The 24,672-nt window shown below is 50.1% G+C and carries 17 protein-coding genes; 7 read left to right on the top strand and 10 right to left on the bottom strand.

Translation table 11 applies throughout. The annotated features are described in order from the left end of the window. Window positions 1-24: 24 nt before the first annotated feature. Together M2133_RS08445 and M2133_RS08440 are read right to left on the bottom strand one after the other, a co-directional pair. Window positions 25-1,149, bottom strand: coding sequence for a DNA polymerase III subunit delta (locus M2133_RS08445; protein WP_277465655.1), 1,125 nt, complete (start codon window positions 1,147-1,149; stop codon window positions 25-27). Between the two features lie 131 nt (window positions 1,150-1,280). Further along, on the bottom strand, window positions 1,281-1,838 hold the full coding sequence (locus M2133_RS08440) for an ORF6N domain-containing protein (protein ID WP_277465653.1): 558 nt from the start codon (window positions 1,836-1,838) through the stop codon (window positions 1,281-1,283). A 288-nt stretch (window positions 1,839-2,126) separates the two neighbouring features. Between M2133_RS08440 and M2133_RS08435 the strand changes: the two genes are divergently transcribed. The 6 genes from M2133_RS08435 to M2133_RS08410 all read left to right on the top strand — a co-directional run bounded on the left by M2133_RS08435 (window position 2,127) and on the right by M2133_RS08410 (window position 8,880). Continuing rightward, a complete protein-coding gene (locus tag M2133_RS08435) occupies window positions 2,127-3,848 on the top strand; it encodes an ABC transporter ATP-binding protein (protein WP_277465651.1) in 1,722 nt (573 codons plus the stop codon). A 77-nt stretch (window positions 3,849-3,925) separates the two neighbouring features. Further along, a complete protein-coding gene (locus M2133_RS08430; RefSeq protein WP_277465650.1) occupies window positions 3,926-5,689 on the top strand; it encodes an ABC transporter ATP-binding protein in 1,764 nt (587 codons plus the stop codon). Between the two features lie 80 nt (window positions 5,690-5,769). Continuing rightward, window positions 5,770-6,000 carry a hypothetical protein gene (locus M2133_RS08425; RefSeq protein ID WP_277465649.1) on the top strand — a complete coding sequence of 77 codons (231 nt, stop codon included), beginning with the start codon at window positions 5,770-5,772 and terminating at the stop codon, window positions 5,998-6,000. Then, a complete protein-coding gene (locus M2133_RS08420) occupies window positions 5,985-6,323 on the top strand; it encodes a type II toxin-antitoxin system RelE/ParE family toxin (protein ID WP_277465648.1) in 339 nt (112 codons plus the stop codon). The genes M2133_RS08425 and M2133_RS08420 overlap by 16 nt, the downstream gene beginning before the upstream one ends. A 17-nt stretch (window positions 6,324-6,340) precedes the next feature. Then, complete coding sequence (locus M2133_RS08415; protein WP_277465647.1) at window positions 6,341-7,099, top strand: DUF2797 domain-containing protein; 759 nt, start codon at window positions 6,341-6,343, stop codon at window positions 7,097-7,099. A gap of 41 nt (window positions 7,100-7,140) precedes the next feature. Beyond that, the gene (locus M2133_RS08410) at window positions 7,141-8,880 is read left to right on the top strand and encodes a helix-turn-helix domain-containing protein (RefSeq protein WP_277465646.1); all 1,740 of its coding nucleotides are present in this window, start codon (window positions 7,141-7,143) and stop codon (window positions 8,878-8,880) included. 711 nt (window positions 8,881-9,591) lie between these two features. Here M2133_RS08410 and M2133_RS08405 read toward each other — a convergent pair. The 3 genes from M2133_RS08405 to M2133_RS08395 form a co-directional block, all read right to left on the bottom strand. Continuing rightward, a complete protein-coding gene (locus M2133_RS08405; protein WP_277465645.1) occupies window positions 9,592-10,704 on the bottom strand; it encodes a metallophosphoesterase in 1,113 nt (370 codons plus the stop codon). Window positions 10,705-10,718: 14 nt separating this feature from the next. Continuing rightward, window positions 10,719-11,150: a MarR family transcriptional regulator gene (locus M2133_RS08400; RefSeq protein WP_277465644.1), complete on the bottom strand. Its 432-nt coding sequence runs from the start codon at window positions 11,148-11,150 to the stop codon at window positions 10,719-10,721. A gap of 97 nt (window positions 11,151-11,247) precedes the next feature. After that, complete coding sequence (locus tag M2133_RS08395; RefSeq protein WP_277465642.1) at window positions 11,248-14,334, bottom strand: S41 family peptidase; 3,087 nt, start codon at window positions 14,332-14,334, stop codon at window positions 11,248-11,250. 179 nt (window positions 14,335-14,513) lie between these two features. Between M2133_RS08395 and M2133_RS08390 the strand changes: the two genes are divergently transcribed. After that, complete coding sequence (locus tag M2133_RS08390) at window positions 14,514-15,737, top strand: acetylxylan esterase (RefSeq protein ID WP_277465641.1); 1,224 nt, start codon at window positions 14,514-14,516, stop codon at window positions 15,735-15,737. A gap of 92 nt (window positions 15,738-15,829) precedes the next feature. On the opposite strand, the gene M2133_RS08385 is transcribed toward M2133_RS08390, so the two are convergent. From M2133_RS08385 to nifJ, 5 genes are all read right to left on the bottom strand, one after another. Continuing rightward, entirely contained in the window at window positions 15,830-17,194 is a 1,365-nt protein-coding gene (locus tag M2133_RS08385; protein WP_277465640.1) for a M28 family metallopeptidase, read from the bottom strand. A 117-nt stretch (window positions 17,195-17,311) separates the two neighbouring features. After that, complete coding sequence (locus tag M2133_RS08380; protein ID WP_277465639.1) at window positions 17,312-18,043, bottom strand: T9SS type A sorting domain-containing protein; 732 nt, start codon at window positions 18,041-18,043, stop codon at window positions 17,312-17,314. A gap of 944 nt (window positions 18,044-18,987) precedes the next feature. After that, a complete protein-coding gene (locus M2133_RS08375; RefSeq protein ID WP_277465638.1) occupies window positions 18,988-19,350 on the bottom strand; it encodes a hypothetical protein in 363 nt (120 codons plus the stop codon). A gap of 67 nt (window positions 19,351-19,417) precedes the next feature. Beyond that, a complete protein-coding gene (locus M2133_RS08370) occupies window positions 19,418-19,684 on the bottom strand; it encodes a hypothetical protein (protein WP_277465637.1) in 267 nt (88 codons plus the stop codon). Between the two features lie 1,315 nt (window positions 19,685-20,999). After that, window positions 21,000-24,662 (bottom strand): pyruvate:ferredoxin (flavodoxin) oxidoreductase, encoded by a 3,663-nt coding sequence (gene nifJ, locus M2133_RS08365; protein WP_277465636.1) that lies wholly within the window; start codon window positions 24,660-24,662, stop codon window positions 21,000-21,002. Window positions 24,663-24,672: the final 10 nt, after the last annotated feature.

The following is a 24,672-nucleotide window of genomic DNA, read 5'->3' as shown; positions in this document are numbered from 1 at the left end:
ATCCGTAATTCCTTTGAAGGGTTATTATTTCTTTATCAACACAGTGATACGCAGTCCGAGATCGAAAAAGACCATCTTCGCATTCACATTCTGCGCGATATGTTGCTCGGCTTTGGCCAGCTCTTCCATCAGGTCGAACACATTGCGTTCGTTCACAAACGGGGCAAAGTTAACGGCAAAACCGGCTTCTTCTTTATTCATATAATTGAGTTCGGCCGACTGGAAGCGGTAAACGAAGTTCTCCCGGATCAGATGCTGGCAGTAGGCAAAGAAATTCTTCTGCCGCTCGCGCCCGATCGCCGCCATCGTATCGGCCATCGCCCGCATACCTTTCACATTACGCGCCCAGGAATTACGCATCATCGTTTTGAACTGTTCGAGGAAAAACTCATTCTCTTCCCCCATGCTGATGGCTTCCATCGCTTTCATATAGTTGCCCGCCGCCAGATGGGCAATGCGCTTGGCATCCTTTTCCACCAGATGATATTGCCGGATAAGCGCTTCACGAACGGCGTCTTCTTTGATCGGACGCACATTGATGCGTTGGGCCCGCGACTGGATCGTTCCAATGATCAGGTCGGGTGCTTCCGAAACCATCAGGATAATCGTATTCGTCGGCGGCTCTTCGATCACTTTCAACAGTTTATTGGCGCAGGTCTGATGCAGCTTTTCCGGCAACCATACCAATAAGACCCGGTAATCCGCTTCATAGATTTTCAGCGTCAGCTTCCGGATAATCTCATCGCTTTCTTTGGAGTAAATAATCGCCTGTGAGTTTCCCGCGTCCATATATTCCAGCCATTGATCGATGGAGAAATAAGGTCGGCCCTGAAGAAAACCACGCCATTCGGTCAGGTAGTCATCACAGACTTCCTTTTTTTTATCTTTTTTCGAAACAATCGGAAATACAAAGTGCAGGTCGGGATGTGCCAGCTCATCATATTTCAGACAGGAAGGACATCGGCCACAGGCATCCGTATCCGACCGTTGCCGGCAATTCAGGTAACGGGCATAGGCCACGGCAAGCGCAAAAGCCCCCGCTCCCCCCTGTTCTGTAAACAATTGTGCATGAGGAACGATCCCCAACTTAGCGGATTGAATCAAACGCCCCTTCACCTCTTCCTGACCAATAATATCTCTGAAATACATCTGTTTTTTCTTTACGAACAAATCGTCTTATCTTCGATTTATGAAAGCAAAGGTACAATAATTTTCAGTTCTTCAATCACTAATCATTCGCCGCTTTCCTTATCATACGCTTGGAGGTTTTATTCTTCGCCTTATTTTCTGTATCCTATCGGATTACGTGGCTTAGACAATTGCTTTTGGCGAGTACTCAACTCGGAAAGAGCAATATAAATATCCTCAAACTCTTTCCGGGTATCTTCCGATAGATCATTGATAGCTACTAATGTTTCTTCGCTGATTTCTTCCAATAACTCCACACGTGTTATCAACTCTGATAGTTCATCTTTTTCTTTGGCAACTGTCAATACATTGCGAATAGCTACAAAGGCACGCATAATAGAGATATTGACATCAATAGCTATATTCGAACTGAGGATGCTACTGAGCATAGACACTCCCAACTCAGTAAAGACATAAGGTAATTTACGGCTTCCGCCCCAACTTGAAGTCGCAATTTGCGACTTCAAGTTATCCCATTCTTCTTTTGTGATTTGAAACATGAAATCAGGAGGAAAACGTCTTATATTACGCTTAACTTGCTCATTCAATCGTTTGGTTAAGACCCCATACATTGCTGCCAGATCAAAATCGAGCATTACTCTCAAACCGCGGATCTCATAAATTTTGGATTGGATTAATATCAATTCCATAGTTTAGTTTTTTTTAATCTGCACAAGATAATAATTCTAAACGAAAAAACAAAGCCATTCGGTCAGATAGTCAGCCGCGCGAACTGATAGGAGTATTTCTTATAATTGCCGGGAGTATTTACTTGTTGATAACCGTCAACACATTTGTTGACAATTGTCAACAGATCTGTTGATAACTATCAACAAATCTGTTGATAATTATCAACAAATAAATACTCCTTACAATATGCTCGCATACAGGTGTTTACATTTTGAAGAATTGTTTACCTTTGTACGGGCGAAAAAAGCATGAAAAAATACTGGAAAATACTAAAGAAATACCGGGCAAGTTTATGGCTTAGCCCGTTCCTTGTATTTATAGGGGTGGTGGGTGAGACGATCCAGCCTTATTTCATGGCCCGTATTGTGGACGATGGGGTGATGCAGAATGATCTGTCGGTGATTACACGGACCGGGATCCTGATGATCGCCGTTTCGATCCTGGGTTTGACGGCCAGCGTGATCAATATCTATGTGTCTTCCCGCACCTCTATCGGCTTTGGTACCGACCTGCGCAGCAGCCTCTTCCGTAAGATTCAGCAACTGGCCTTTCCCGATATCGACTATTTCAGTTCCGCTTCGCTGATCACCCGCCTGACCAATGATGTGACCCGTATCCAGCAGGTCATTATGATGTCTATGCGCATTATGCTGCGCGCGCCGATGATGCTGGTGATGGCTATCTTTTTCATTATCCATATCAATACGGACCTGGCGTTGATCCTGACCGCCTCGGTGCCTCTACTGGCCATCAGTGTGTACCTGATCCTGCGCAAAGGGTTTCCGTTCTTCCTGATCGTGCAACAGAAGATCGACGCGTTGAATGGTGTGGTACGCGAGAACCTGATCAATATCCGTGTCGTGAAATCCTTTGTACGCGAGGACTTCGAGACCGAGAAGTTCGTGCGCAATAGCGAGGATCTGCGCGATATGGTGATCAAGGCGTCCAATATCATTGTCGCCATGTTTCCGATGATGCAGTTGATCATGAATCTCTCGATCCTGGCGATCCTCTGGTTTGGCGGGGTGAAGGTGATGTCGGGTCAGCTACTGGTGGGCGAATTGATCTCATTCGTCAACTACCTGATGCAGGTATTGATGGGCTTGATGATGCTTTCGATGGTGATTATGACCTATGCGCGGGCGTCGGCTTCCTCCAAACGCATTGTCGAGGTATTGGATAAAGAGCCGTCATTGAGCGATACGCCGGAAGGTCAACAGGGCCATCATGCGATCCGCGAGGGAAGGGTCAGCTTCCGCAACGTCAGTTTCCGGTACACCGGAGGAGAGACGGATGTGCTTCGCCAGATCGATTTCGACGTGCAGCCGGGTGAAACCATTGCGGTTGTCGGCATGACCGGATCGGGCAAAAGTTCGATGTTGCAACTGATCCCGCGCCTGTATGATGTGACCGGAGGCCAGGTACTGATCGACGGGCGCAACGTAAAAGACTATGCGCTCGATGAACTGCATCACAAGGTCGGAGTCGTCTTGCAGAAAAATGAGCTCTTCACCGGCACGATCGGTGAGAACCTGCGCTGGGGCAATGCCAACGCTACGGCAGAAGAGGTAGAAGAAGCCGCCCGGGCAGCCGAAGCCCACGATTTCATCGCGTCATTCCCCGACGGATACGACACCGTCCTGGGACGTGGCGGCGTGAATATTTCCGGTGGCCAGAAGCAAAGGCTCTGCATCGCGCGGGCTTTATTGCGCAAACCGAAAGTATTGATTCTCGACGACAGTACGAGTGCGGTCGATAGTGAGACCGAATTGAAGATCCGTTCCAACCTGAACCGCCTGTTGAAAGATACAACCTTGTTTATCATCACACAGCGGATTCACACCATGCAGTCGGCCGACCGGGTGATCGTGCTCGAAGACGGCGAGATCGACGCCATAGGCAGACCGGAAGAGTTGATGCTTAGTTCAACGATCTATCAGGAAATCTATAACTCACAAAGAAATACATAGAAATAGGTCTTTTAAGTCTTTTAGGTCATTTACGACCTAAAGGACCTAAAAGACCTAAAAGACTTAAAATCCTAAAAATGGCACACAGCAAACACAAACAAGCCGACAAGCCCCGGGAAAGCAAAAAAACGCTATTCCGCATGGCTTCCTATCTGCGTGCCGACAAGAAGATATTATTCTTTATCGCCGTATTGCTTGTGATCGAAGCCGTTTGCAGCCTGACCGGTTCGTATATGTTGCGTCCGGTGATCAACGACTATATCATGCCCGGCAATATCCCCGGCCTCATCCGGATCCTGTTGGTCTTGGGTGGCATTTACATCGTGGGCGTAGCCGCCACCTGGATACAATACCGCCTGTTGAATGTGATCGGCCAGCAAACCGTCACCCGCATCCGTGCCGAACTGTTCGCGAAGATGGAACATCTGCCGTTGAAGTATTTCGACACCCACCAGCATGGCGACCTGATGAGCCGCTATACAAACGACATCGACCGGATCAGCGACGCCCTGACCGACAGCCTGGCGGAGATCATGACCAGCGTATTGATGCTCACGGGTATATTCGTGATGATGCTTTACATCAGCCCATTACTCACCCTGGTATCCCTGATCACGATCCCCCTGATGGTATTCTTTGCCCGTTTTATCGTCGGGAAAAGCCGCAAATACTTCACGGCGCAACAAGCCGCATTGGGCGATATCAACGGCTATACCGAAGAAATGATCAGCGGGCAAAAGGTCATCAAACTCTTCGGGCACGAAGAAAAGGTCGAAGCCGACTTCGAAGCCTTCAACCAGGATCTGAACCGCAAATCGCAGAAGGCGCAATTCTATTCCGGCCTGATGATGCCGGTGATGCAGAACCTCAATACCTTGAACTTTGTGATCATCACCATCGCCGGCGGATTACTGGCGCTTTTCCGCGGATTCGACGTGGGAGGCCTGGCCGCTTTCCTGCAATATTCCCGTCAGTTCGGCCGTCCCATCAACCAGTTGGCCAGCCTTTACAACAGTATACAGTCTGCCCTTGCCGGAGCCGAGCGTATCTTCCAGGTGATCGACGAAGAACCCGAGCCGGTGGATGCACCCGATGCCATTGCCCTGAATGAAGTGAAAGGAGAAGTCTGCATGCAGGAGATTGTCTTCGGATACGATGCGGATCAAACCGTATTGAAAGGCATATCCCTACACGCCCGTCCCGGATGTAAGATCGCCCTGGTGGGAGCTACGGGTGCCGGAAAAACTACGATCATGAACCTCCTGCCCCGCTTCTATGATATCCGTTCGGGAGAGATCAGTATTGATAGTTATCCGATCACTCGCATCAAACGGCAAAATCTCCGGGAACGGATGGCGATCGTCTTGCAAGACACCCACCTGTTCACCGGCACCGTGCGGGAGAATATCCGTTTCGGCCGCCTCAACGCCACCGATGAAGAAGTCGTGGCAGCAGCCAAACTGACCGCCGCCCATTCCTTTATCCGCCGCCTGCCGCGCGGATACGACACCATGCTCGAGAATGACGGCGCCAACCTCAGCCAGGGACAACGCCAGTTATTGAATATCGCCCGTGCCGCCGTAGCCGATCCTTCGATCCTATTGCTCGACGAAGCCACCAGCAATATCGACACCCGCAGCGAGATCCTCATCCAGCGCGGCCTCGACCAACTGATGGAAGGCCGTACCAGCCTGATCATCGCCCACCGCCTCTCGACAATCCGCAACGCCCACCTGATCCTCGTACTCGAAAACGGCGAGATCATCGAACAAGGCAACCACGAAGAACTCCTGGCCCAACAAGGGAAATATTATAAGCTTTATCAGGAACAGTTTAAGTAGATACAAAAAACATCTACCCATACAAGATATAACCCTATTTTTATTAACTTTGTCCTATCTCAATAAATAAACGACCAGCTATGGCAAATCATCTAAATAATCCTCCTCACGAAACACCGGAAAAGGTCAATGAGCCACAAGCTGCGTATGGCCTGAAAGCAGATCGCCCCCCTATGACAACTCCCCCCTGCCAATACACTTTAGAAGAATTGAATGCACGTTTGGACCAAGCCGAAAAAGATGTAAACAACGGGAGGCATTACAGTACCGAAGAAGTTCGTAAAATGTATCCGAAATGGAAACTCAAGTAAGATGGACAGGAACAGCATTGTCTGATCTGGACGAGATTTACGAGTTTTATGCTACTGAAAGTACCACCATTGCGGAGATGATGGTGAACAGGCTATATTTCGCAGACCGTCCGTTAAGGACTATGCCTTATGCTGGTGCGATAGAACCCCTTCTGGTCAATCGGGAAAAGAGCTATCGCTCACTTGTCGTTGAAAAACATTTCAAGCTTATTTACTATATCGAAAAAGGGACTCTCTTCATTACTTCCGTTTGGGATACGCGCAGAGATCCAGATTATTTATCTCACAAAGTATATCCGCCATGCAAATCACCGGACTCCTAACAAAAATGCACGCTGAGATGGGTTCTCCCATTCAGTATTGCCTAAACTTTAAGGAAGAAACCCTTTCGGTCAATCAACTATTGGGAAAGAAACTAACGATCGAATTTTCTCATTACCAATGCCTGGCATGCGAGCGGGAGAAAGAGATCTTTGCGATGGGATACTGCAAGAATTGCTATTTCACCTCGCCCTATGCCGGCGCATGGATTGTCAGACCGGAACTATCGACCGCCCACCTGGGCAAGGCCGATCGTGACCTGGCAGTCGAAACACAGATGCAGTTGCAACCCCATATCGTTTACTTAGCCAATTCGGGAGGTATCAAGGTAGGTGTCACCCGCAAGACAGAGATCCCCACCCGCTGGATAGACCAGGGAGCCGAATATGCCCTCTGTCTGGCCGAGACCACCAACCGGTACGAAGCAGGATTGATCGAAGTGGCGCTCAAGCAACACCTATCCGACAAAACCAACTACCGGAAGATGCTGCGTCAGCCTGCCCCTTTTGAAGACCTGGCCACCCTGAAAGAAAATATATTGCATCTTATTCCCCAAGACTTGCAACCGTATATCCTGGAGGATCAGCCGATCCATCACCTGGAATATCCGGTAAACCACTACCCCCAAAAAGTCAATACATTAAACCTCAAAAAGATCCCCCGGTTCGAAGGCACACTTCTCGGCATCAAAGGCCAATACCTGATCTTCGACGACAATAGGGTCTTTAATGTGCGTAGCCACGAAGGGTTTGTGATACGTATCTCTTCTTTTTTATAAATTTTTTCCTATCTTTACGGCTACACACACAAACGATCCTTATGAAAAATCCATTCTACCCCTTAGTGATCTGCAGCCTGTTGCTGTCGGCCCAAGCCATGGCACAAGACGACTCCACCTACAAACAAAAACTGCAACACCAGAAAGACTCGATCCGGGAAGCGATCAACCGGGAAGAGGGAAGAGATAAACTACTGTCGTACAACAAGCTGGCAAGCCTATACTATATGGATGGTATGGATGAGTTGAAGATGGATACGCTCTTGACCCTCTATACCGAGATGGACGCGGAAGCACAGAAGCAGGAAGATTACAATTTCTGTGCCGTCGCCCGGGGCAATATCTTAGGGGTCTACCTCAACGCGCGCATGTACGACCGACTGATTGAAGTCGCCCCCGAGCATCTGCGTTTCATCAAGGAACATAAAGCCTGGAAGCATTATTTCAATGTGTACTCCCGGTATATCATGACTTTTATGCTTCGAGGCAACTATGAAGAGGGTATCACCCATGCCGGTATCCTCTACCGGGAAGCGGAGGAGCTGGAAAACAAAAGCGGTATGGCAACCGCGTTATATGCTATGGCCACGGTGTATCAGAGACAAAGAAGATATGAAGAAGTAGAGCGATGCTGCCGGCAGTGTATCACCTTGGCCACAGGCGACGAACATACTTCCCGTATCTTAGTCGATGCACATCATCTTTTGTGTGAAGCGCTGATCAAGACCAAACGCTACGACGACTTGTTGGAAGTTGCCGCCGGATACGAAAAAGCCAACCAAGGCTATGACGCGTATGCGAAGATGACCGTGATCTCCGACTGGGCCAATCTCTGGATGATCTACGCCAAGTATTATTGTTATACCGGAGACTTCGACAAAGCGGAGGAATACTGTCAAAAGATCGAAGACGTGGTCAGCGCTCCGGCCTATAAGATCGATATCTATCGGATCCGGGCGCATATCTATAACTCACGGGGAGAGTACGCGCAGGCGTTGGAGATGATCGAGAAAGTATCCGAACAAAGAGCCGGCACAACCGAGTTCGCCGAGTTATACGATATCAATGTATTGAAAGTCGATGTGCTCGCCCGGATGCACCAGGCCGAAGAGATTACCGTGCTCTACCAGGAAGCACTCGCCCTGAACGACTCCCTGCGTAACATCGACTACGCCCGGCAAATCGATGAGATACATACGCAATACGAAGTAAACCGGCATATCGAAGAGAAAGAGCGTAACCGCAATTATGCCCTGTTGGCAACCATTGGCTTCGCACTGGCCATCGTGGCACTGGTTATCTGGATCGTCTATTCGCGCCGGTTGCAAGAGAAAAACCGTAACCTGGTGCGTCGCTTGCGCGAACAGGATGCCCTCGCTCTGCGCCTGGAACAGCTACAGGCTATTCAACCCGACGACCTTGGTACGGCCATACCAACCGATCCGCTCTACCAACGGTTGATCGCCCTACTCAACGATGAGGTCTATACCGATTCCGAGCTCACCCGTGCCACCTTAGTCGCTCGATTAAATACCAACGACCGCTACCTCAGCGACCTGATCAAACAGCATTTCAACCAGACGGTATCCGACCTGATCACCACCTACCGCCTGCGCCATGCCCGTCGGTTACTCGCCGACCCACACTGCACCCTCACCATCGAAGCCATTGCCCTCGACTCCGGCTTCGGTACCCGTACCACTTTCCATATTCTCTTCCGCAAACACTACGGCCTCTCCCCCGCGGAGTTCCGCCGCCTGTCGTTGCAGGAAAATGAGTAGTTTTTCCTCTCCGATACAACACCGCACTTTCGTCGGTCAAAGCGCAATGTTTTGAAAAGGAGGTTCTGGCGGGTTTCAAATATTGTGAAATTGGAAGATTTGCGACTCATAGGTCTTTAAAGTCTTTTAGGTCTTTAAAGTCTTTTAGGTCAGTGAAAAACCTAAAAGACCTTAATGACTTTAAAGACCTAAAAGACCTTCGCATTTTCTTCGATGCGAATGGACTTCGTTGAATTATAAACCATTGAAAATAAGACTCTAATTTCCTCTTCGGAAACTACCGGTAGTTTCCCACATAAAAGTTTTTAGCCCGGTCTTCACCTTTCACCCTTCATCGAAACCCCTGTATTGATCAGCGTTTCGGGTGAAAGGTAAAATATACCTCAAAAAAACGACAGACCTCCCGGAGGCTTCCCGAAAAAGGCTGCCGGCTTTTTGCAAAACTCCGGCGGCCTTTTAGAAAAGGCCGGCAGCCTTTTGCAAAACTCCGGCGGCCTTTTTCAGGAAGTCTCCATCCTCCTCCAAGCCTTCACCCGAAATGCTGATCAATACAGGGATCTGGCACCGGGTGGAAGGTGAAAGAGGGGTGTAAAACTTTTATGTGTAGGCTGCCCAAAAAAAGCATCGCACTTTGCTCGGCCAAAGCGCAATGTTTTTTTTACCAAAGTGCAATGTTTTTTCGCCCAAAGTGCAATGTTTGGAAAAGGGGTGTTATCGGGAGGACTTCCCTTTGAATCGGATCACGACATATTCCGAACGGGAGCCGATGCGGAATTTGCCGCCCCAGATGCCCAGGCCGGAGCTGACGTAGTAGTGGGTATTGCTTTTTTGCTTGTAGCCGTGATCGAGCTCGAACAGGAAGCGGGTGACCAGGCTGATGGGCCATACCTGTCCTTTATGGGTATGTCCGGAGAGTTGCAGGTCGATACCGCTTTGTTCGGCTTCCTCCAGGTGGTAGGGCTGGTGGTCCAATAGGATTATAGGTTTGGAAGGGTCGAGCGAGGCGGTCAAGGCGGCGATGGTTTGGCGTTGCGGATTGCTCCGGTCGTCGCGGCCGACGATATAAAAGCGGTCATCGACCAGGGCGACGGAGTCTTTGAGGAAGGTCACTCCCGCCGCGCGAAGGAAAGTCTCCGCCGGTTCGCCGCCGGCGATATACTCGTGGTTGCCCGGGATGACGTACGTGCCGTACCGGCTTTTGATCTGTGAAAAGACTGCACCCATATCCGCTTCGTAGAGGGGCGCGACGTTGTTGTCGGTAATATCCCCGGCGATCAATACGATATCGGGGTTTTCTTTATTGATCAGCTCCACCCAGCTTTCAAACTCTTTCCGTCCGATGCCATAACCCAGGTGCAGGTCGCTGGCGGCGACGATCTTCAACTCGCCGGCAATCTCTTTGTCGACCGATAGCTGAAGCTCCACCCGGTCTTTATGCGTGTACCGGTAATAACCGATACTTAATAGTATAGTCAATCCGGCAGCCAGCGTGCCCAGCCCGATCCAACTGTGGCGCAGATAGGTATCGATGGGGAAAAGATGCGTCAGGCGAATGATATCCAACACGAGGAACGCAAGCAATAGATACATAAACGCAATCAGCCACGACGTGCCGATGCGATACATGGCCGCCGTCAGCGTGGGAGGGAAAGCACTTCCCGCCAACATACTCACAAAAGGAGAGGCGATCAGGAAGACCGCCGCCACGACGAACAGGAGGCGTCCGACCAGGGAAGGGGGCAACATCTGCCACAAACGAAGAAACACATAGTAATTACCGCCCAGGATGACGGTGAGCATCAACAAAACAGGAATCAATCGCATGCAAATCTACTTATTTACGACAATAACTTGGCATTCTCTCTGATCTGGAACAGTACGCGGTTGAAGATAATCATATCGGCAGCCGTAATGCCACTGCCGAGTTCCTTGAACATCTTCTTCTCTTTCAGGTTGATCTCCTTGAGGAATACCTTCCCCTTTTTGGTGATGCCGATGATATTCTTTCGTTTATCCTCTTCATCGATGGAGCGCGAGACCAGTTCCTGTTCCTCCATCACATCGAGCAAGCGCATGATCGCCGATTTGTCTTTGTTCATGAAATCGGCCAGATCCTGTTGCGTCACTTCCCCTTTGTAATCGATCACCATCAATAACCGGAACGAGTCGGCCGGCAGGTCCAGACTCAATCCGTTCATCCGCTTTTTAAAGGCCCGATTCACCGCTTTGGTGGTCAAAGCAATGCTTAACGAAGCGGGAAGTTTTTTCATACTCATACTGTAAATGGGTTAATAATTTCTACAAAGCTACGGAAAATCAGTTAATTGATTCCGCGTAGACCCGTGATTAAATGTTAAAATTCTACATTTATCTGAGCTCCTTCAGGATCTCTTCGATGGCACGGTCCAGTTGGGGATCGTTGCCGTTGAGGCGGTCGACGAAGGTGTTCTTCACATAGATATCAGGGGCTACGCCGGCGAATTCCATATCTTCTCCTTTCAGGTTGTAACAGCCCCAGCCGGGCAGGCGGCAGAAGGAGCCGTCGACCAACATCGCGCCGGAGGTAAAGATAATCCAACGATAGGTCTCCGTGCCGATCAGCTTGGCGATGCCCAGGGATTGGATCCCGTTGGAGGTCACTTCGGCATCGCTCAGGCTGCGTTCGTTGATCAAGACGACGATCGGCTTGTCGCCCGGCGTATGATTCGGGTGGGTATTGTCCTGTTTGTTGCGGTACTTCCAGGTGAAGTGTTTCTTCCGGCTGAGGTATTCGAGTACCTGATCGTGCACGTTGCCTCCGTTGTTGTATCGCAGGTCGAGGATCAATCCGTCCCGGTGCACCGCGTCGGTCTGCATATCGATTAGGAAGTTGTTCAATGCTTCGCCTCCCATATCCCGCATGTGGTGATAGGCGATGCGGCCGTTTGTCTTTTGGCTTACCCGTTCGCGGCAGTCGTCTTCCCACTGGGTGTAGTAGAGGTTTGAAAGCGTATAGGACGGTGCGGTATGCAGGAGGGCGTCGTAGGCGGTTGCTCCGCGGCTGAAGCTCAGGCGGATCTCTTTCTCTCCGGCCGCCGAGGTGAAATACTGTTCCCGGTTCGTCTGCGGATCGACCTTCTTGCCGTTGACGGCGGTCAACACATCGCCCGGCAGGATCTTTTGCCCGACCACATCCGCCGGCGAGCCTTTCAGGATGGCGGAAACCGTGTAAGGCGAATCGTTATCGAAGACTACCCCCGTCAGCATCGTGCGCATCGCCGTCTCTTTGCGTTCCTCTTTGCCCGAAGAGCTGAAGCCGAGATGCGAAGAGTTGAGTTCGCCCAGCATATCATTGACCATCGCGCGGAAGTCGCGCCGCGACTTGACGTGCGGAAGGAATTGCGCGTAATAGGTTTGTTTGGCTTTCCAGTCGATGCCGTGGAACGTGGGGTCGTAGAAGTTGGCGGCGATCAATGCCCATACTTCGTGGAACATCTGTTGGAACTCATTGCGGTTGTTTTGCTCAAACTCGTGTTTGATCTCGATTTTCTTGGCCGAAGCGCCCGCCAGATCGACCGAATAGAGATTCCCACCTTGCAGGGCGTAGAGGTTTTTCCCGTTATAGCTGAACGCAGGCGAGCGCAGGTCGGCGATCTTCTTGGCCGGTTGCTGATCGAAGTCTTTGCGTTCCTGCACATAGGTTGCCCAGCTTCCTTCGTGGTTCGACGCATACACCAGGTATTCTTTCTCGCCGCTCTTGAAGACTTCTACATTCGACTGTCCGGCTTGCGGCAGTACGTTCTCCCAGCGGCGCTGGATGTTTTCCGTATTGATCGTGATCGGCGGAGTGACCTTCTTCGTGGTGTCGGTCGAGAACAGTTCATGGTATTGATCGGCCACGTACGGGCTGTCGGTATAATCCAGGCGGATGCGGTAGAGGCGGCTCTGCGCGCCCTGGGGGAAAGAAGGACTGTAGCGGTTGGCGGTCAGGTAAAGATACTTCCCGTCCAGGCTCCAGGCGGGCGAGCTCTCGGGCGTAGCGCTATTGGTGAGGTTGGTCACCTTCTTGGTCTGCAGGTCGGCAACGAACACATCCCGGTCGAACAGGTTCATCGCCGTATACGCCAGGTATTTGTCGTCGTGCGAGAAGTTCATCGCGTAGCTCTGGAACGACCAGAACTCATTGTCGGCAAGTTTCTCTACCTTGTCTTTCTCGGTATAGAGCAATTCAACCTTGTCGCTGCCGGTCACAAAAGCGATCATCGAGCGGTCGTTACTCATGTGCAGGCTGCTGAGGGTCTGGTCGGGTGTATAGATACTTTTCTCGTCCGAAGGTTTGTCGGCCGTTGTTTTATAGAGGTTGTTCCAGCCCTGGCGGGTCCGGGTGTAATAAAGTGTTTGGTTGTCTTTGGCCCATTTCACATCGGTGACGCGTTCTTTCTTTTCGGTCCGGATCGGTTGGATAAACAAGCCTTTGGTATCCGCCACAAAGAGCTTGCCGCGGGAGACAAACGCCAGTTTCTTCCCGTCGGGCGAGATATCAAAGCGACTGATTTGGCCTTCTACATTGTAGGAAACGGCAATATCTGGGCGGTTGTTCTCATACGCCTTGATCGCCGGAGTGGTTGTCTTGCCGGTCTTGACGTCGTAGACCTGGATGCGGTAATCTTTGGTAAACACCACCTTCTCGCCGTTCCGGCTCACTTGGGGCGTATGGATAGCCGTCTTGAAGTTCGTTAAGGTACGGGGTTTGCCGTTCTCGAGTGTGGTCAGGTTGTATTGCCCGTTCTTCTCGTCGCTTGCCCAGAAGAGGTTGCCTTTACTGTCGACGGTGGGCCAGATATCTTTCCCTGCGTACGAGGTGATCTCTTTGTATGCTTTGCGTGCCGGATGCCAGTATTTGATGTCCGGGTTGTTTGCTCCTTTATAACCTTTGCGGGTGGGCGAGCCGTAGCCTTCGTTCGAGTCGACAAAGTAGTAGCTGCCGTCCACCGGGTTCTCCACCAGTTGGGTGATCGTATTGAAATAGCCGTCGAAGAGGCGGCGGGGCGTGCCTCCGTCGATACCGACCTGGTAGGTCGTGCGTCCGTTCTGCCGGTTCGATTCAAAATAGATCCGCTTGGAATCGGGCGACCACGAAGCGACGATATCCGCCGACTCATGAAATGTCAGTTGCCGCACACTGCCGCCCGCCGTAGGCATTATATAAACGTTTGCATTCCCTTGTTCGTCGGAACTGAAAGCGATCCATTTGCCATCGGGCGAGATCTTCGGATCCGTTTGATAACCGGCCATTGCCGTCAGGCGAACAGCTGTGCCCCCGTCGGTCGGCACACGCCAGATCCCTCCGTCGAAGCAAAAATAAATCTCCTGCGCATCCGGAGATAAAACAGGCTGACTCGCAAAATAAAGACTTTCCTGAGCGTAAGTAATGAATGGCGCCAGAAACAGGAATAAGGATAACAGGTTCTTCATGATATTCGAAATTAAATAACGAGAGATGCTCTCATACTTTTGCAAATATAACCTTTTCTTTAATGATCGGCTCTCTCTTTTTAGCTCAAATAAAAACAATGCGGCAAACGCTTAATAGATGCTGAAAAAAGTGTATATTCACCCTCTCAGATCATAGTTTAAATCTAAAACGTTCGGTTATGAAGAAGATAATAGTTTGTTTGTGCCTGTTAGGGGTGCCTTTTCTCTCTGCTGTCGCGCAGACGGAAGCCAATTACGATGAATCGAAAGTTCCGGCATTTATTTTGCCGCCTTTGTTGGTGAACGAAGAGGGCAAGCGCGTGACCAGTGCGCAGGAGTGGGAGCGCGACTGCCGTCCGGAGATCCTCTCATTACTAGCCGATCAGGAATATGGCGTGATGCCCGCGGGTGAGTTTGAAACGCGATACGAGGTGATGGCCACCAACGCCAAGGCTTTGGGCGGCAAGGCGACCAGCAAGCAGGTGAAGATCACTTTCAAGAAAGGATACCTTGAACGTCCGGTTGTGATCCTGATGTATCTGCCCAACCAGGTAAAAGGCAAGGCGCCGGTTTTCATGGGATATAACTTCGGTGGGAACCAGACGATCCATCCCGATCCGGAGATTGTGCCGACCTCGGAACGGGAACGCGGTGCCGCCCAGTCGCGATGGCCGCTCGATAAGATCCTGGCGGCGGGTTATGGTGTGATTACGGTGGACTGCAACCAGGTATTTCCCGATAACCCGGAAGGGCTGCCCAAGAGTGTGATGCGTTTGTTTGGGATCCAGGAAGAAGCCGATCTTCAGCCGAATACGGGGCAGGCGATGAGCGCCTGGGCCTGGGGCTTGAGCCGTATGTTGGATTACCTGCAGACCGATCCGCAGGTCGATGCCACGAAAGTCATTGCTATCGGCCATTCCCGTCTGGGCAAAGCCGCCCTTTGGGCCGGGGCGCAGGACACCCGCTTTGCCGCTGTGGTATCGAACGAGTCGGGATGCGGAGGCGCAGCCCTGTCGAAGCGTGCTTTTGGTGAAACGATCGATATCATCACCACCAAGTTCCCGTATTGGTTCTGTAAGAACTTCAAGGCGTATGGCAATAACGAAGAAACCCTGCCTTTCGATCAGCATGAACTCTTGGCTTTGATCGCTCCACGTCCGCTCTATGTCGCCAGCGCCGAAGAAGACCGCTGGGCCGATCCCCGGGGGGAGTTCCTCTCTGCCAAATATGCTTCGGAAGTCTATAGGCTCTATGGCTATAAAGGCATCACCACGGAAGAAATGCCCCAAGTAAACACCCCTGTCGGCCAGCGCGTAACTTATCATATCCGCACCGGCAAACACGATATCACGACGTACGACTGGGAGCAGTACTTAAGGTTTGCGGTAGCAAACCTTAAGTAAATTAAAAATTACGAATTACGAATTACGAATTAATCCTAAGACTCCTAAGAATAATTCGCAATTCTTAATTCGTAATTCTTAATTTTTAATTCTTAATTCTTAATTGCCTCCGCAAACACCGCCAGGCTCTCATGCCCTTCGGCGTCGACGCTCTGCACGGCGAAGAAGTAATTGTCTTTGCTGTAGGGCAGGCGGGCTTCCGTTCCTTCAACGCGGATCTTCATTTGCCATTGCGACTGGTCGGTCTCCCGGATCAATACGTAATAGGCCGCCGGCTGCTTGCCCTGTTTGGGGGCTTCCCACCGCAGGATGGAGTAGTTGGTCAGTTGGGATACTTCCTGATGTACGTTCACCGGTACGGAAGGCGCCAGTGCCAGGTTGGCGACCGCTGCCAGGTTGATGCCCGTGTTCTTACGCAGGTATTCAAAGTCGATGCCTTCGATCTCATCCCCGTATTGGATACCGTTCTCTTCGCGCACGTACTGGTGCGTGCGGTCGTAGTTCTCGTGCATCTCACAGATCCGCACCGCCGTGAATCCTTTCCGGCTGAACGGCGTATGGTCGCCACCCCGTCCGAAGCGGTCGTTGCGGTAGATCAGTTTGACGGTAGTATTCTCGACATAACGTTCGCCCGTCTCTTTGATATAACGCGCCAGCTGGCGGGAAGGACTATCGTTCTCCGCGGAGTTATAGACCCGCACGCGCCGTTGCGCTTCCGTTTCCGTCGCCGGGATATTCTCGGAGAAGACGCGGATCATCGTGTTGTTGTGCGTATTCGTTTCACTGGCATTGCCGTTGCCGATCATATCGTTATTCACGACAGCGATCAGGTTCCAGCCGGCTCGCTCGGCCGTTTCCGCCATAAACTGTGCGCCGTTGAGCCCGTGCTCTTCGCCCGAGAGGAACATGATCTTTACGGTTATGGGCAGGTCGACGCGCGAGAGCAGGCGGACAATCTCCATCCCGCAGGCCACGCCGCTACCGTCGTCGTTCGCTCCCGGCGCGTATCGGATGGAGTCGTTGCCTTCGCCGTTGCGGTTGTCGAAATGCGACAGCAGCGCGATCACCCGGTTGTCGTCCGGATCGCTGCCTTGTATCGTTGCGATCACATTGCAAAGCTTCACTTCCCTTCCCAACCGGGTATCCGGTCCGCCGGCCGTATAAAAGATTTTCTCCGCAGAGAGCCGTCCGTCCGAAGCCGGCACATACGTATTTACTTTCTGGTACAGGTATTCCGCCGCCGCACCCAGTCCCTGTGTCGGATGGGTCATGCTGCTCAGGTTGTTCCGGTTGTGGAAGCCTACCAGGTCTTCGATCAGGCTTTTCATCCGCTCGACGGAAACATCCTCGACCGCCGAAGCAATCACCTGGTCGCGGTTCTTGATGGTTTGGGCAAACAATGGGGTGGTCAACAGGACCAATGCCAATAGGATACAAACAGTGTGGAATGTCTTCATACAAGTATAATTATCGTGGTGTGGGGGTAAAGATAAAAAAAAGGAGCGAAAGAATGCTCTTTCGCTCCTTTGAAAGGGAGGATTGTATGTAAAAGAGGGTCGGGTGTCTTTCCTGTTTTACGGGATTACTATCTTAACGGCCGCATCGGGTGTTTTTACGATATAGATCCCCGCGGGCAGAGCGATGGTTCTTGAACCCCGAAGGGCACGCAGTTGCGCGAAGTTTTTACCGGTGATATTGTAAACCGCCACATCCACCGCAGGACCAGAATTGATAATTCGTAATTCGTAATTCGTAATTCGTAATTGAATACCGTTTTCGGCAAGATCCGCATTGCCTGTTATGTCGGGGTTGGGATCGGGATCTCCCAGATCTTCCCGCAGGCGGATCTCGATGGTATGATCCTTTTCGATCGGGTTGAGGATATAGCTGCCCCCGCGTCCGTCGGCTGATGGTGTAAACGCTGTCTCCACACCGTCTATCAGGAGTAGGATATCGTCGGCCGTCAGTGTGGGGTCTTCAGGCCAGAACTGCAGGAAGAGATGATCGCCGTCTTCTATTGTCAGTTCACCGGCTGACAGGTTCTGCAGGTTGATACCGGGAGCTAAAACCAGATCGACGGTGTGGTAGATGGTGGGAGTGGGAGGAACATTAACATTCAGGGTCAGTTCCAGAGGAAATTCTTTAAACTCTGGAAGCTTGTCTCCTTCCAACCACATGTTGAGATTATAGGAACTCCCTATTCCCCAGTTGGTTGGTACTGTAAACGTTCTTTTCAATACGGTTCCTTCGCCAGCCTCGTCATCCGTCAGATACCGGGTTTCTGCATCGTCAATGTATAATCCCAACGCTTCCATATCCAGCACTTCCCCCGGAGAAACATCTAAGAAGATGGATTGGGGGGCATAATTAAAAATATCCAGTGTAAAAGAATTATCTATATTGATTAACTGGTCAAAGGGGAGGTTTGTGTTGTGGCAGGATAGATATATCAAATTTTGATTCTTCGAAAGGTCCAGAGTGGATAGGTTTGTGTCATAGCATTCTAGTCTTGTCAATTCTTTATTATTCGAAAGGTCCAAAGTGGATAGGTTTGTGTTGTGGCAGTTTAGATATATCAAATTTTGATTCTTCGAAAGGTCCAGAGTGGATAGGTTTGTGTTATAGCATTCTAGTCTTGTCAATTCTTTATTATTCGAAAGGTCCAAAGTGGATAGGTTTGTGTTGTAGCAGTTTAGATATATCAAATTTTGATTCTTCGAAAGGTCCAGAGTGGATAGGCTCGTGTTATCGGAGCAACCTAGGTGGTGTAGATTAATATTCTGAGAAATATCCAATTCCAATAATCCTTTATCAAAACATCCCAGATGCAAAAGAGAAGTGTTTTTTGTTGTTGTAATGGTTATTGTATACTCTTTATCAAGATCATTGTATTCTGGGAGTTTATGACTTTTAGTCTCTCCTATGTTTCCACTATATACTGAATTCGGAACATCAATACCCCAATCAATTTCTACATTATTCACTCCTTTAGTTGCTCCAATAATTAGATCTCCACTTGCTCCTCCTTTCCATTTTAAGGTGGTCACTTCCTGTGCCTTTAAGCCTGTGGTGATAAAAAGGGAAAGAACTATTATTCCAAATGTAAATATCCGTTTCATGTCTTTTTATTTTAAATAGTTAGTAAATTTCATATTGAAAAAGTTGTTGTGCAGGAATATGAGAGATTAAAGGTTTCTTTTAGCATGCAAGAAGAATGTTATTCTTCCCGGAAAAGAAACCTTACTTTTCTTCATTCTTCTGGTTCAATAATACCATTAAATGCTACATCTGTGAAGTTGATCACTCCACTGATGATAAACTCTGCTTTTCGTTTATTCCCTTTCTCATATTGAAGCCAGGTAGTTCCCTGATCGTCTTTACCTGCTTTAACATTAGCATACGCTGTTACCCAAACGCCTTCTGCCAGGCCTAATTCGGATACGTTCAATTCACGAGCCTGGCCCACTTCGTAGTAATCGGATTCTCCAATTCTTTGCGGATCGTTGCTTTCTTCTTTTTTGAAAAAACATTCCAGTTTCACGATCGAGCCGGATTGATTTTTCAAACGGACGAAACCTACTTTTTCATGCAAATGCACATCTTTCTTTTCCATAGATTCTTTTGTATTCGTTTCATTCACTCATTATATATATACTATTCCTACACAACAGGATAATATTTTATTTCATCTCAAACTCCTCCCGCAGATCCGTCATCGCCGGATTGACGCTCCGGATCAGGTGGTTGAGTGTCTCTTTCTCGAGGCTGCCCAACAGGAGTTTGTGGGCGACGGCATCGAGAGTGATCGGGAATTGCCGGTAATAGATCACGGGCCGATGGGCGCTGTCGCGCAACATCCGGGATAGGTCGGGCGCCAGGGCCGCTTGCAATCGGTTGTCCGCCCGAGGATCACAGGTGATATACACCCAATAGAGATCGTTTATCATCTTTTTTATTCTTTAATTGATAAAGGTGTCGGGAAGAAAAACACCGCCGGATCTTCTGTCCTTTCGACAGGAGCAAAAGTGAAGAAATGCCATCAGGACTTTGTTCAGATTCTCGAAAAATTTGTTCAGATTCTCGAAAAAGTGAAGAGGTTTAGGTCAGATTGATAGGAATGGCATAGACGGGTGATAGGAATGGGGGGAGAGGGGTGAGGCGAAGCCTCGCATTATTTTAACCGTCAGTTGAAACTGACGGCAAGAGAGAGCCTGCGGCACGCGCTTCGCGCGCAATTTGCGAACATATTAAATCCATGTGATCCGTGGCTAAAACCCAAAAATACCCTCCGAACAGAGTTTTTCGTTTTTTTACTTACATCATACAGGATTTTCTTTTACATCTGTATATCAATTATATAGCTATTTCAGATAATAAAAAAAACAGTGAAAATCCTGTAAGTAACTTTCTGGTACCTGTTGGAGAGCCCCAACAGTGATCGGTTTAACATTGTCGCCTATTCCGGCTGTATGATGGTAGTAAAAAAACGAAAAACTCTGTTCGGAATGATCGGTTTACCGCCAATTGTCGTTTGCATTTGTTAACATCTGCCATTCGACTACCAAGCCGCCTCTTTTACCGAAAAGGCCGGCGGAGTTTTCCCAAAGGCCGGCGGAGTTTGGCAAAAGGCCGGCGGCTTTTTTCGGGTAGGTCTGTCTTTTTTTTAAGTATTCTTCTCCTTTCTCCCGAAACGCTGATCAATACAGGGATCTGGCAACCGGGTGAAAGGTGAAGACCGGACTAAAAACTTTTATGTGGTAAACTACCAGTACTTTGCGTGCAAACTACCGGTAGTTTCTGAAGAGAATATTAATATCTCATTATCAATGGTTTATAAATCCGTGAAGTTCGCATCGAAGAAAACTTGAAGATCGCGACGGTGAACGCCGTAGGCGTTACATGTGGATAACCCCGTGCAAGCCGAAGGCGCAGCTCGGGGTGAAGACATCACCACTCCACGCACTCCGTAGGAGTGCTACATGAGACATTGTTGAACTCCTTCGGAGTTCCTGTGTGAGGGGAGTTCCTTGCCCCGAGCTACGCCTTCGGCTTGCACGGGGTTATCCAAATACAAGTCCTACCGGACTTGCAAATCCTCACATCTCACCCTACTCGAGTCATTCGTCCCGGAACAGGTGCAAAAGGCAAACAATCCCAAACAGAAAAAGCGGACCCATGCGGGCCCGCCTCTCTTTATGGCTTAGGGGGATTATTCCTCCTAATTATTGATCATTAACCATTAATCATTCACCGTGAACACCGTTACTCATTGTCCCAGTTCAGGCTCAGCATACGCTTGTAGCTGTTGTAGCGCCACTTCGCGTTGTCTTCGGCAGCCTGGAACAGTTCGGCAGCTTCGGCAGGATACTGTTTGGCAACGGATGCGAAACGTACCTCGCCTTTGAGGAAGTCTTGGAACTTCGACCAGTCCGGATCTTTGCTGTCGAGTGTGAACGGGTTCTTACCTTCGGCTTCCAACGCGGGGTTGTAGCGCCACAGGTGCCAGTAACCACAAGCTACGGCTTCTTTCTCTTCGGCCTGGCTCTTACCCATACCCTTGCGGATACCGTGGTTGATACACGGAGCGTAAGCGATCACCAAAGACGGTCCGTCGTAGGCTTCCGCTTCGCGCAACGCTTTCAGGGTCTGGCCCTGGTCGGCGCCCATCGCGATCTGAGCCACATAGACATAACCGTAAGTAGTAGCGATCATACCCAGGTCTTTCTTCCGTACGCGTTTACCGGCTGCCGCGAACTTCGCGATAGCACCTACCGGAGTAGCTTTGGAAGACTGTCCACCGGTGTTGGAGTAAACTTCCGTATCGAGAACCAGGATATTCACATTCTTACCCGAAGCGATCACGTGGTCGAGACCGCCGTAACCGATATCGTAAGAAGCACCGTCACCACCGATGATCCACTGCGAGCGTTTCACCATATAGTGGCTCAGTTCCAATAGTTCCTTACACAATGTGCAAGCCGGACAAGAACAGGTTGTCTCACCAGCAGCTTTCTTCGCTTTTACCTCTGCAAGCTTTTCAGCGTATTCGGCACCTGATTTTTCAAAGTATTCAATCACCTCGTCGATCGACATGATACCCCATTGCAGGGCGGCGATATATTCGTCGGCTGCTTTGCGTCCGGCTTCGCCCGTATCTTCCATATTGTCGAGCCATGCCTGAGCGGCGTCTTTCACGCGTTGGTTGGTCCATTCGATAGCCATCAATGCCTGCGTCTTGATCACCAAGCGTTCGCGCATCTTTTCGTTGGCCAACTGCATACCCAGACCAAACTCGCAGAAGTCTTCGAACAGGGAGTTTGCCCATGCCGGACCTTGTCCCTTTTCGTTCTTCGTATAAGGCGTAGAAGGAACCGAACCGGAGTAGATCGAGGTACATCCGGTTGCGTTGGCTACCATCTGGCGGTCGCCGAACAACTGAGTCACCAGTTTCACGTACGGTGTTTCCCCACAACCTGAGCAAGCGCCTGAGAACTCGAACAACGGCGTGGCGAACTGCGAGTTCTTCACGTTCATCTTCGTGTCGATCAGGTGTTGTTTGGTCTTCACGTTCTTCGTCATATATTCCCAGTTGGGTACTTCGCCTAACTGTGATTCCAGCGGAACCATCTTCAACGCCTGGTTGCCCTTGAAGCCCGGACAGATATCGGCACAGTTACCACAACCCAGACAGTCGAGAGCATCGACCTGGATACGGAACTTCATACCTTTCAACTGTGCAGGAGCTTTCACGTCCAGATAGTCGGTCTGCGGAGCGCCGGCCATCTCGGCTTCGTCCAACACAAACGGACGAATGGAAGCGTGCGGACAAACATAAGCACATTGGTTACATTGGATACAGTTTTCTGCGTTCCATACCGGAACGAAGGCAGCCACACCCCGTTTTTCGTACTGTGCTGTGCCTTGCATCCAGGTACCGTCTTCGATTCCCTTGAAAGCAGAAACCGGCAACAGGTCGCCATCTTGTGCATTGATCGGACGAACCACTTCGTTGATGAATGCCGGATCGTTATTCGCTACGGCTTCGTCGTCAGCCAGGTTAGCCCAAGCCGGATCGATCGTCAGTTGTTTGTATTCACCACCACGGTCAACCGCTGCATTGTTCATATTTACAATCGCTTCGCCTTTGTTTCCATACGACTTCACGATAAACTTCTTCATCTGTTCAACCGCCAGGTCAACCGGAATTACATTGGTAATGCGGAAGAAGGCCGACTGCAGGATGGTATTGGTACGGTTACCCAGACCAATCTCCAATGCAATCTGTGTAGCGTTCATATAATACACAGTGATATTCTTCTGAGCGAAGTAACGTTTCACCTTGTTCGGAAGGTGCTTCGCCAATTCTTCGCCATCCCATACGGTGTTCAACAGGAACGTACCGTTGGCACGCAACCCTTTCGTTACGTCGTACATACGCAGGTAAGCCTGTACGTGGCAAGCCACGAAGTTCGGCGTATTCACCAGGTAAGTCGAACGGATCGGCGTATCTCCGAAACGCAGATGCGAGCAGGTGAAACCACCCGACTTCTTCGAGTCGTAAGAGAAGTAAGCCTGACAGTATTTATCAGTATTATCACCGATAATCTTGATCGAGTTCTTGTTGGCACCTACTGTTCCATCGGCTCCCAGACCGTAGAACTTCGCTTCGTACATGCCTTCGCCGCCCATGGCGATCTCTTCTTTCTGAGGCAGAGAAGTGAAAGTCACATCGTCGACGATACCGATCGTGAAGTGGTTCTTCGGCATCTTCATCGCCAGGTTTTCGTAAACGGCAAGGATCTGAGCCGGCGTAGTGTCTTTAGAAGACAAGCCATAACGGCCACCTACGATCTCCGGAGCGTCAGCCTCTCCGTAGAAACAGTCTTTCACGTCGAGATACAACGGTTCGCCATTGGCTCCCGGTTCTTTCGTACGGTCGAGTACGGCAATGCGTTTCGCAGTCTTAGGCACAGCGGCCAGGAAATGCTTCGCAGAGAATGGACGATACAAGTGAACGGCTACCAAACCAACCTTTTCGCCCTGAGCAGTCAGGTGGTCGATGGCTTCGCGGATCGCTTCCGTAACGGAACCCATCGCGATAATCACGCGTTCGGCATCCGGTGCGCCGTAATAATCGAACAAGCCGTATTTGCGTCCGGTGATTACCGACAGTTCTTTCATATATTCTTCTACGATAGCCGGAACAGCGTCGTAGAAAGAGTTGCTTGATTCGCGGTGCTGGAAGAACGCGTCAGGGTTCTCAGCCATACCCCGGGCAACAGGGTTCTCAGGCGTCAAAGCGCGTGAACGGAACTCCGCCAACGCTTCCTGATCGATCAGGTGAGCCAGATCTTCGTTTTCCAAAGCTTCGATCTTCTGTATCTCGTGAGAGGTACGGAAGCCATCGAAGAAGTTCACGAAAGGAACCCGAGACTTCAATGTCGACAGATGCGCTACGGCAGCCAGGTCCATCACTTCCTGTACGGAACCTTCGGCCAACATGGCGAAACCGGTCTGACGACAAGCCATCACGTCCTGATGATCACCAAAGATCGACAGGGCATGAGAAGCCAATGTACGAGCCGATACATGGAATACGCAAGGAAGCAACTCACCTGCGATCTTATACATGTTCGGGATCATGAGTAACAGCCCCTGAGAGGCGGTGTACGTTGTGGTTAAGGCACCGGCTTGCAACGAACCGTGCAGCGCACCTGCTGCTCCGCCTTCCGATTGCATTTCCTGCACTAATACCGTTTCGCCGAAGATGTTCTTACGTCCGGCGGCTGCCCATTCATCCACGTATTCTGCCATCGTGGAAGAGGGTGTGATAGGATAAATCGCAGCTACTTCACTGAACATATACGAGATATGCGCAGCAGCCTGGTTACCATCACAGGTTAAAAATTTCTTTTGCTTTGTCATAAACCAATAA

Origin of the sequence: Parabacteroides sp. PF5-6 (assembly GCF_029504695.1) — a bacterium.
Taxonomy (GTDB): Bacteria; Bacteroidota; Bacteroidia; order Bacteroidales; family Tannerellaceae; genus QVMG01.
This window is presented reverse-complemented; position numbering and strand designations above follow the sequence as displayed.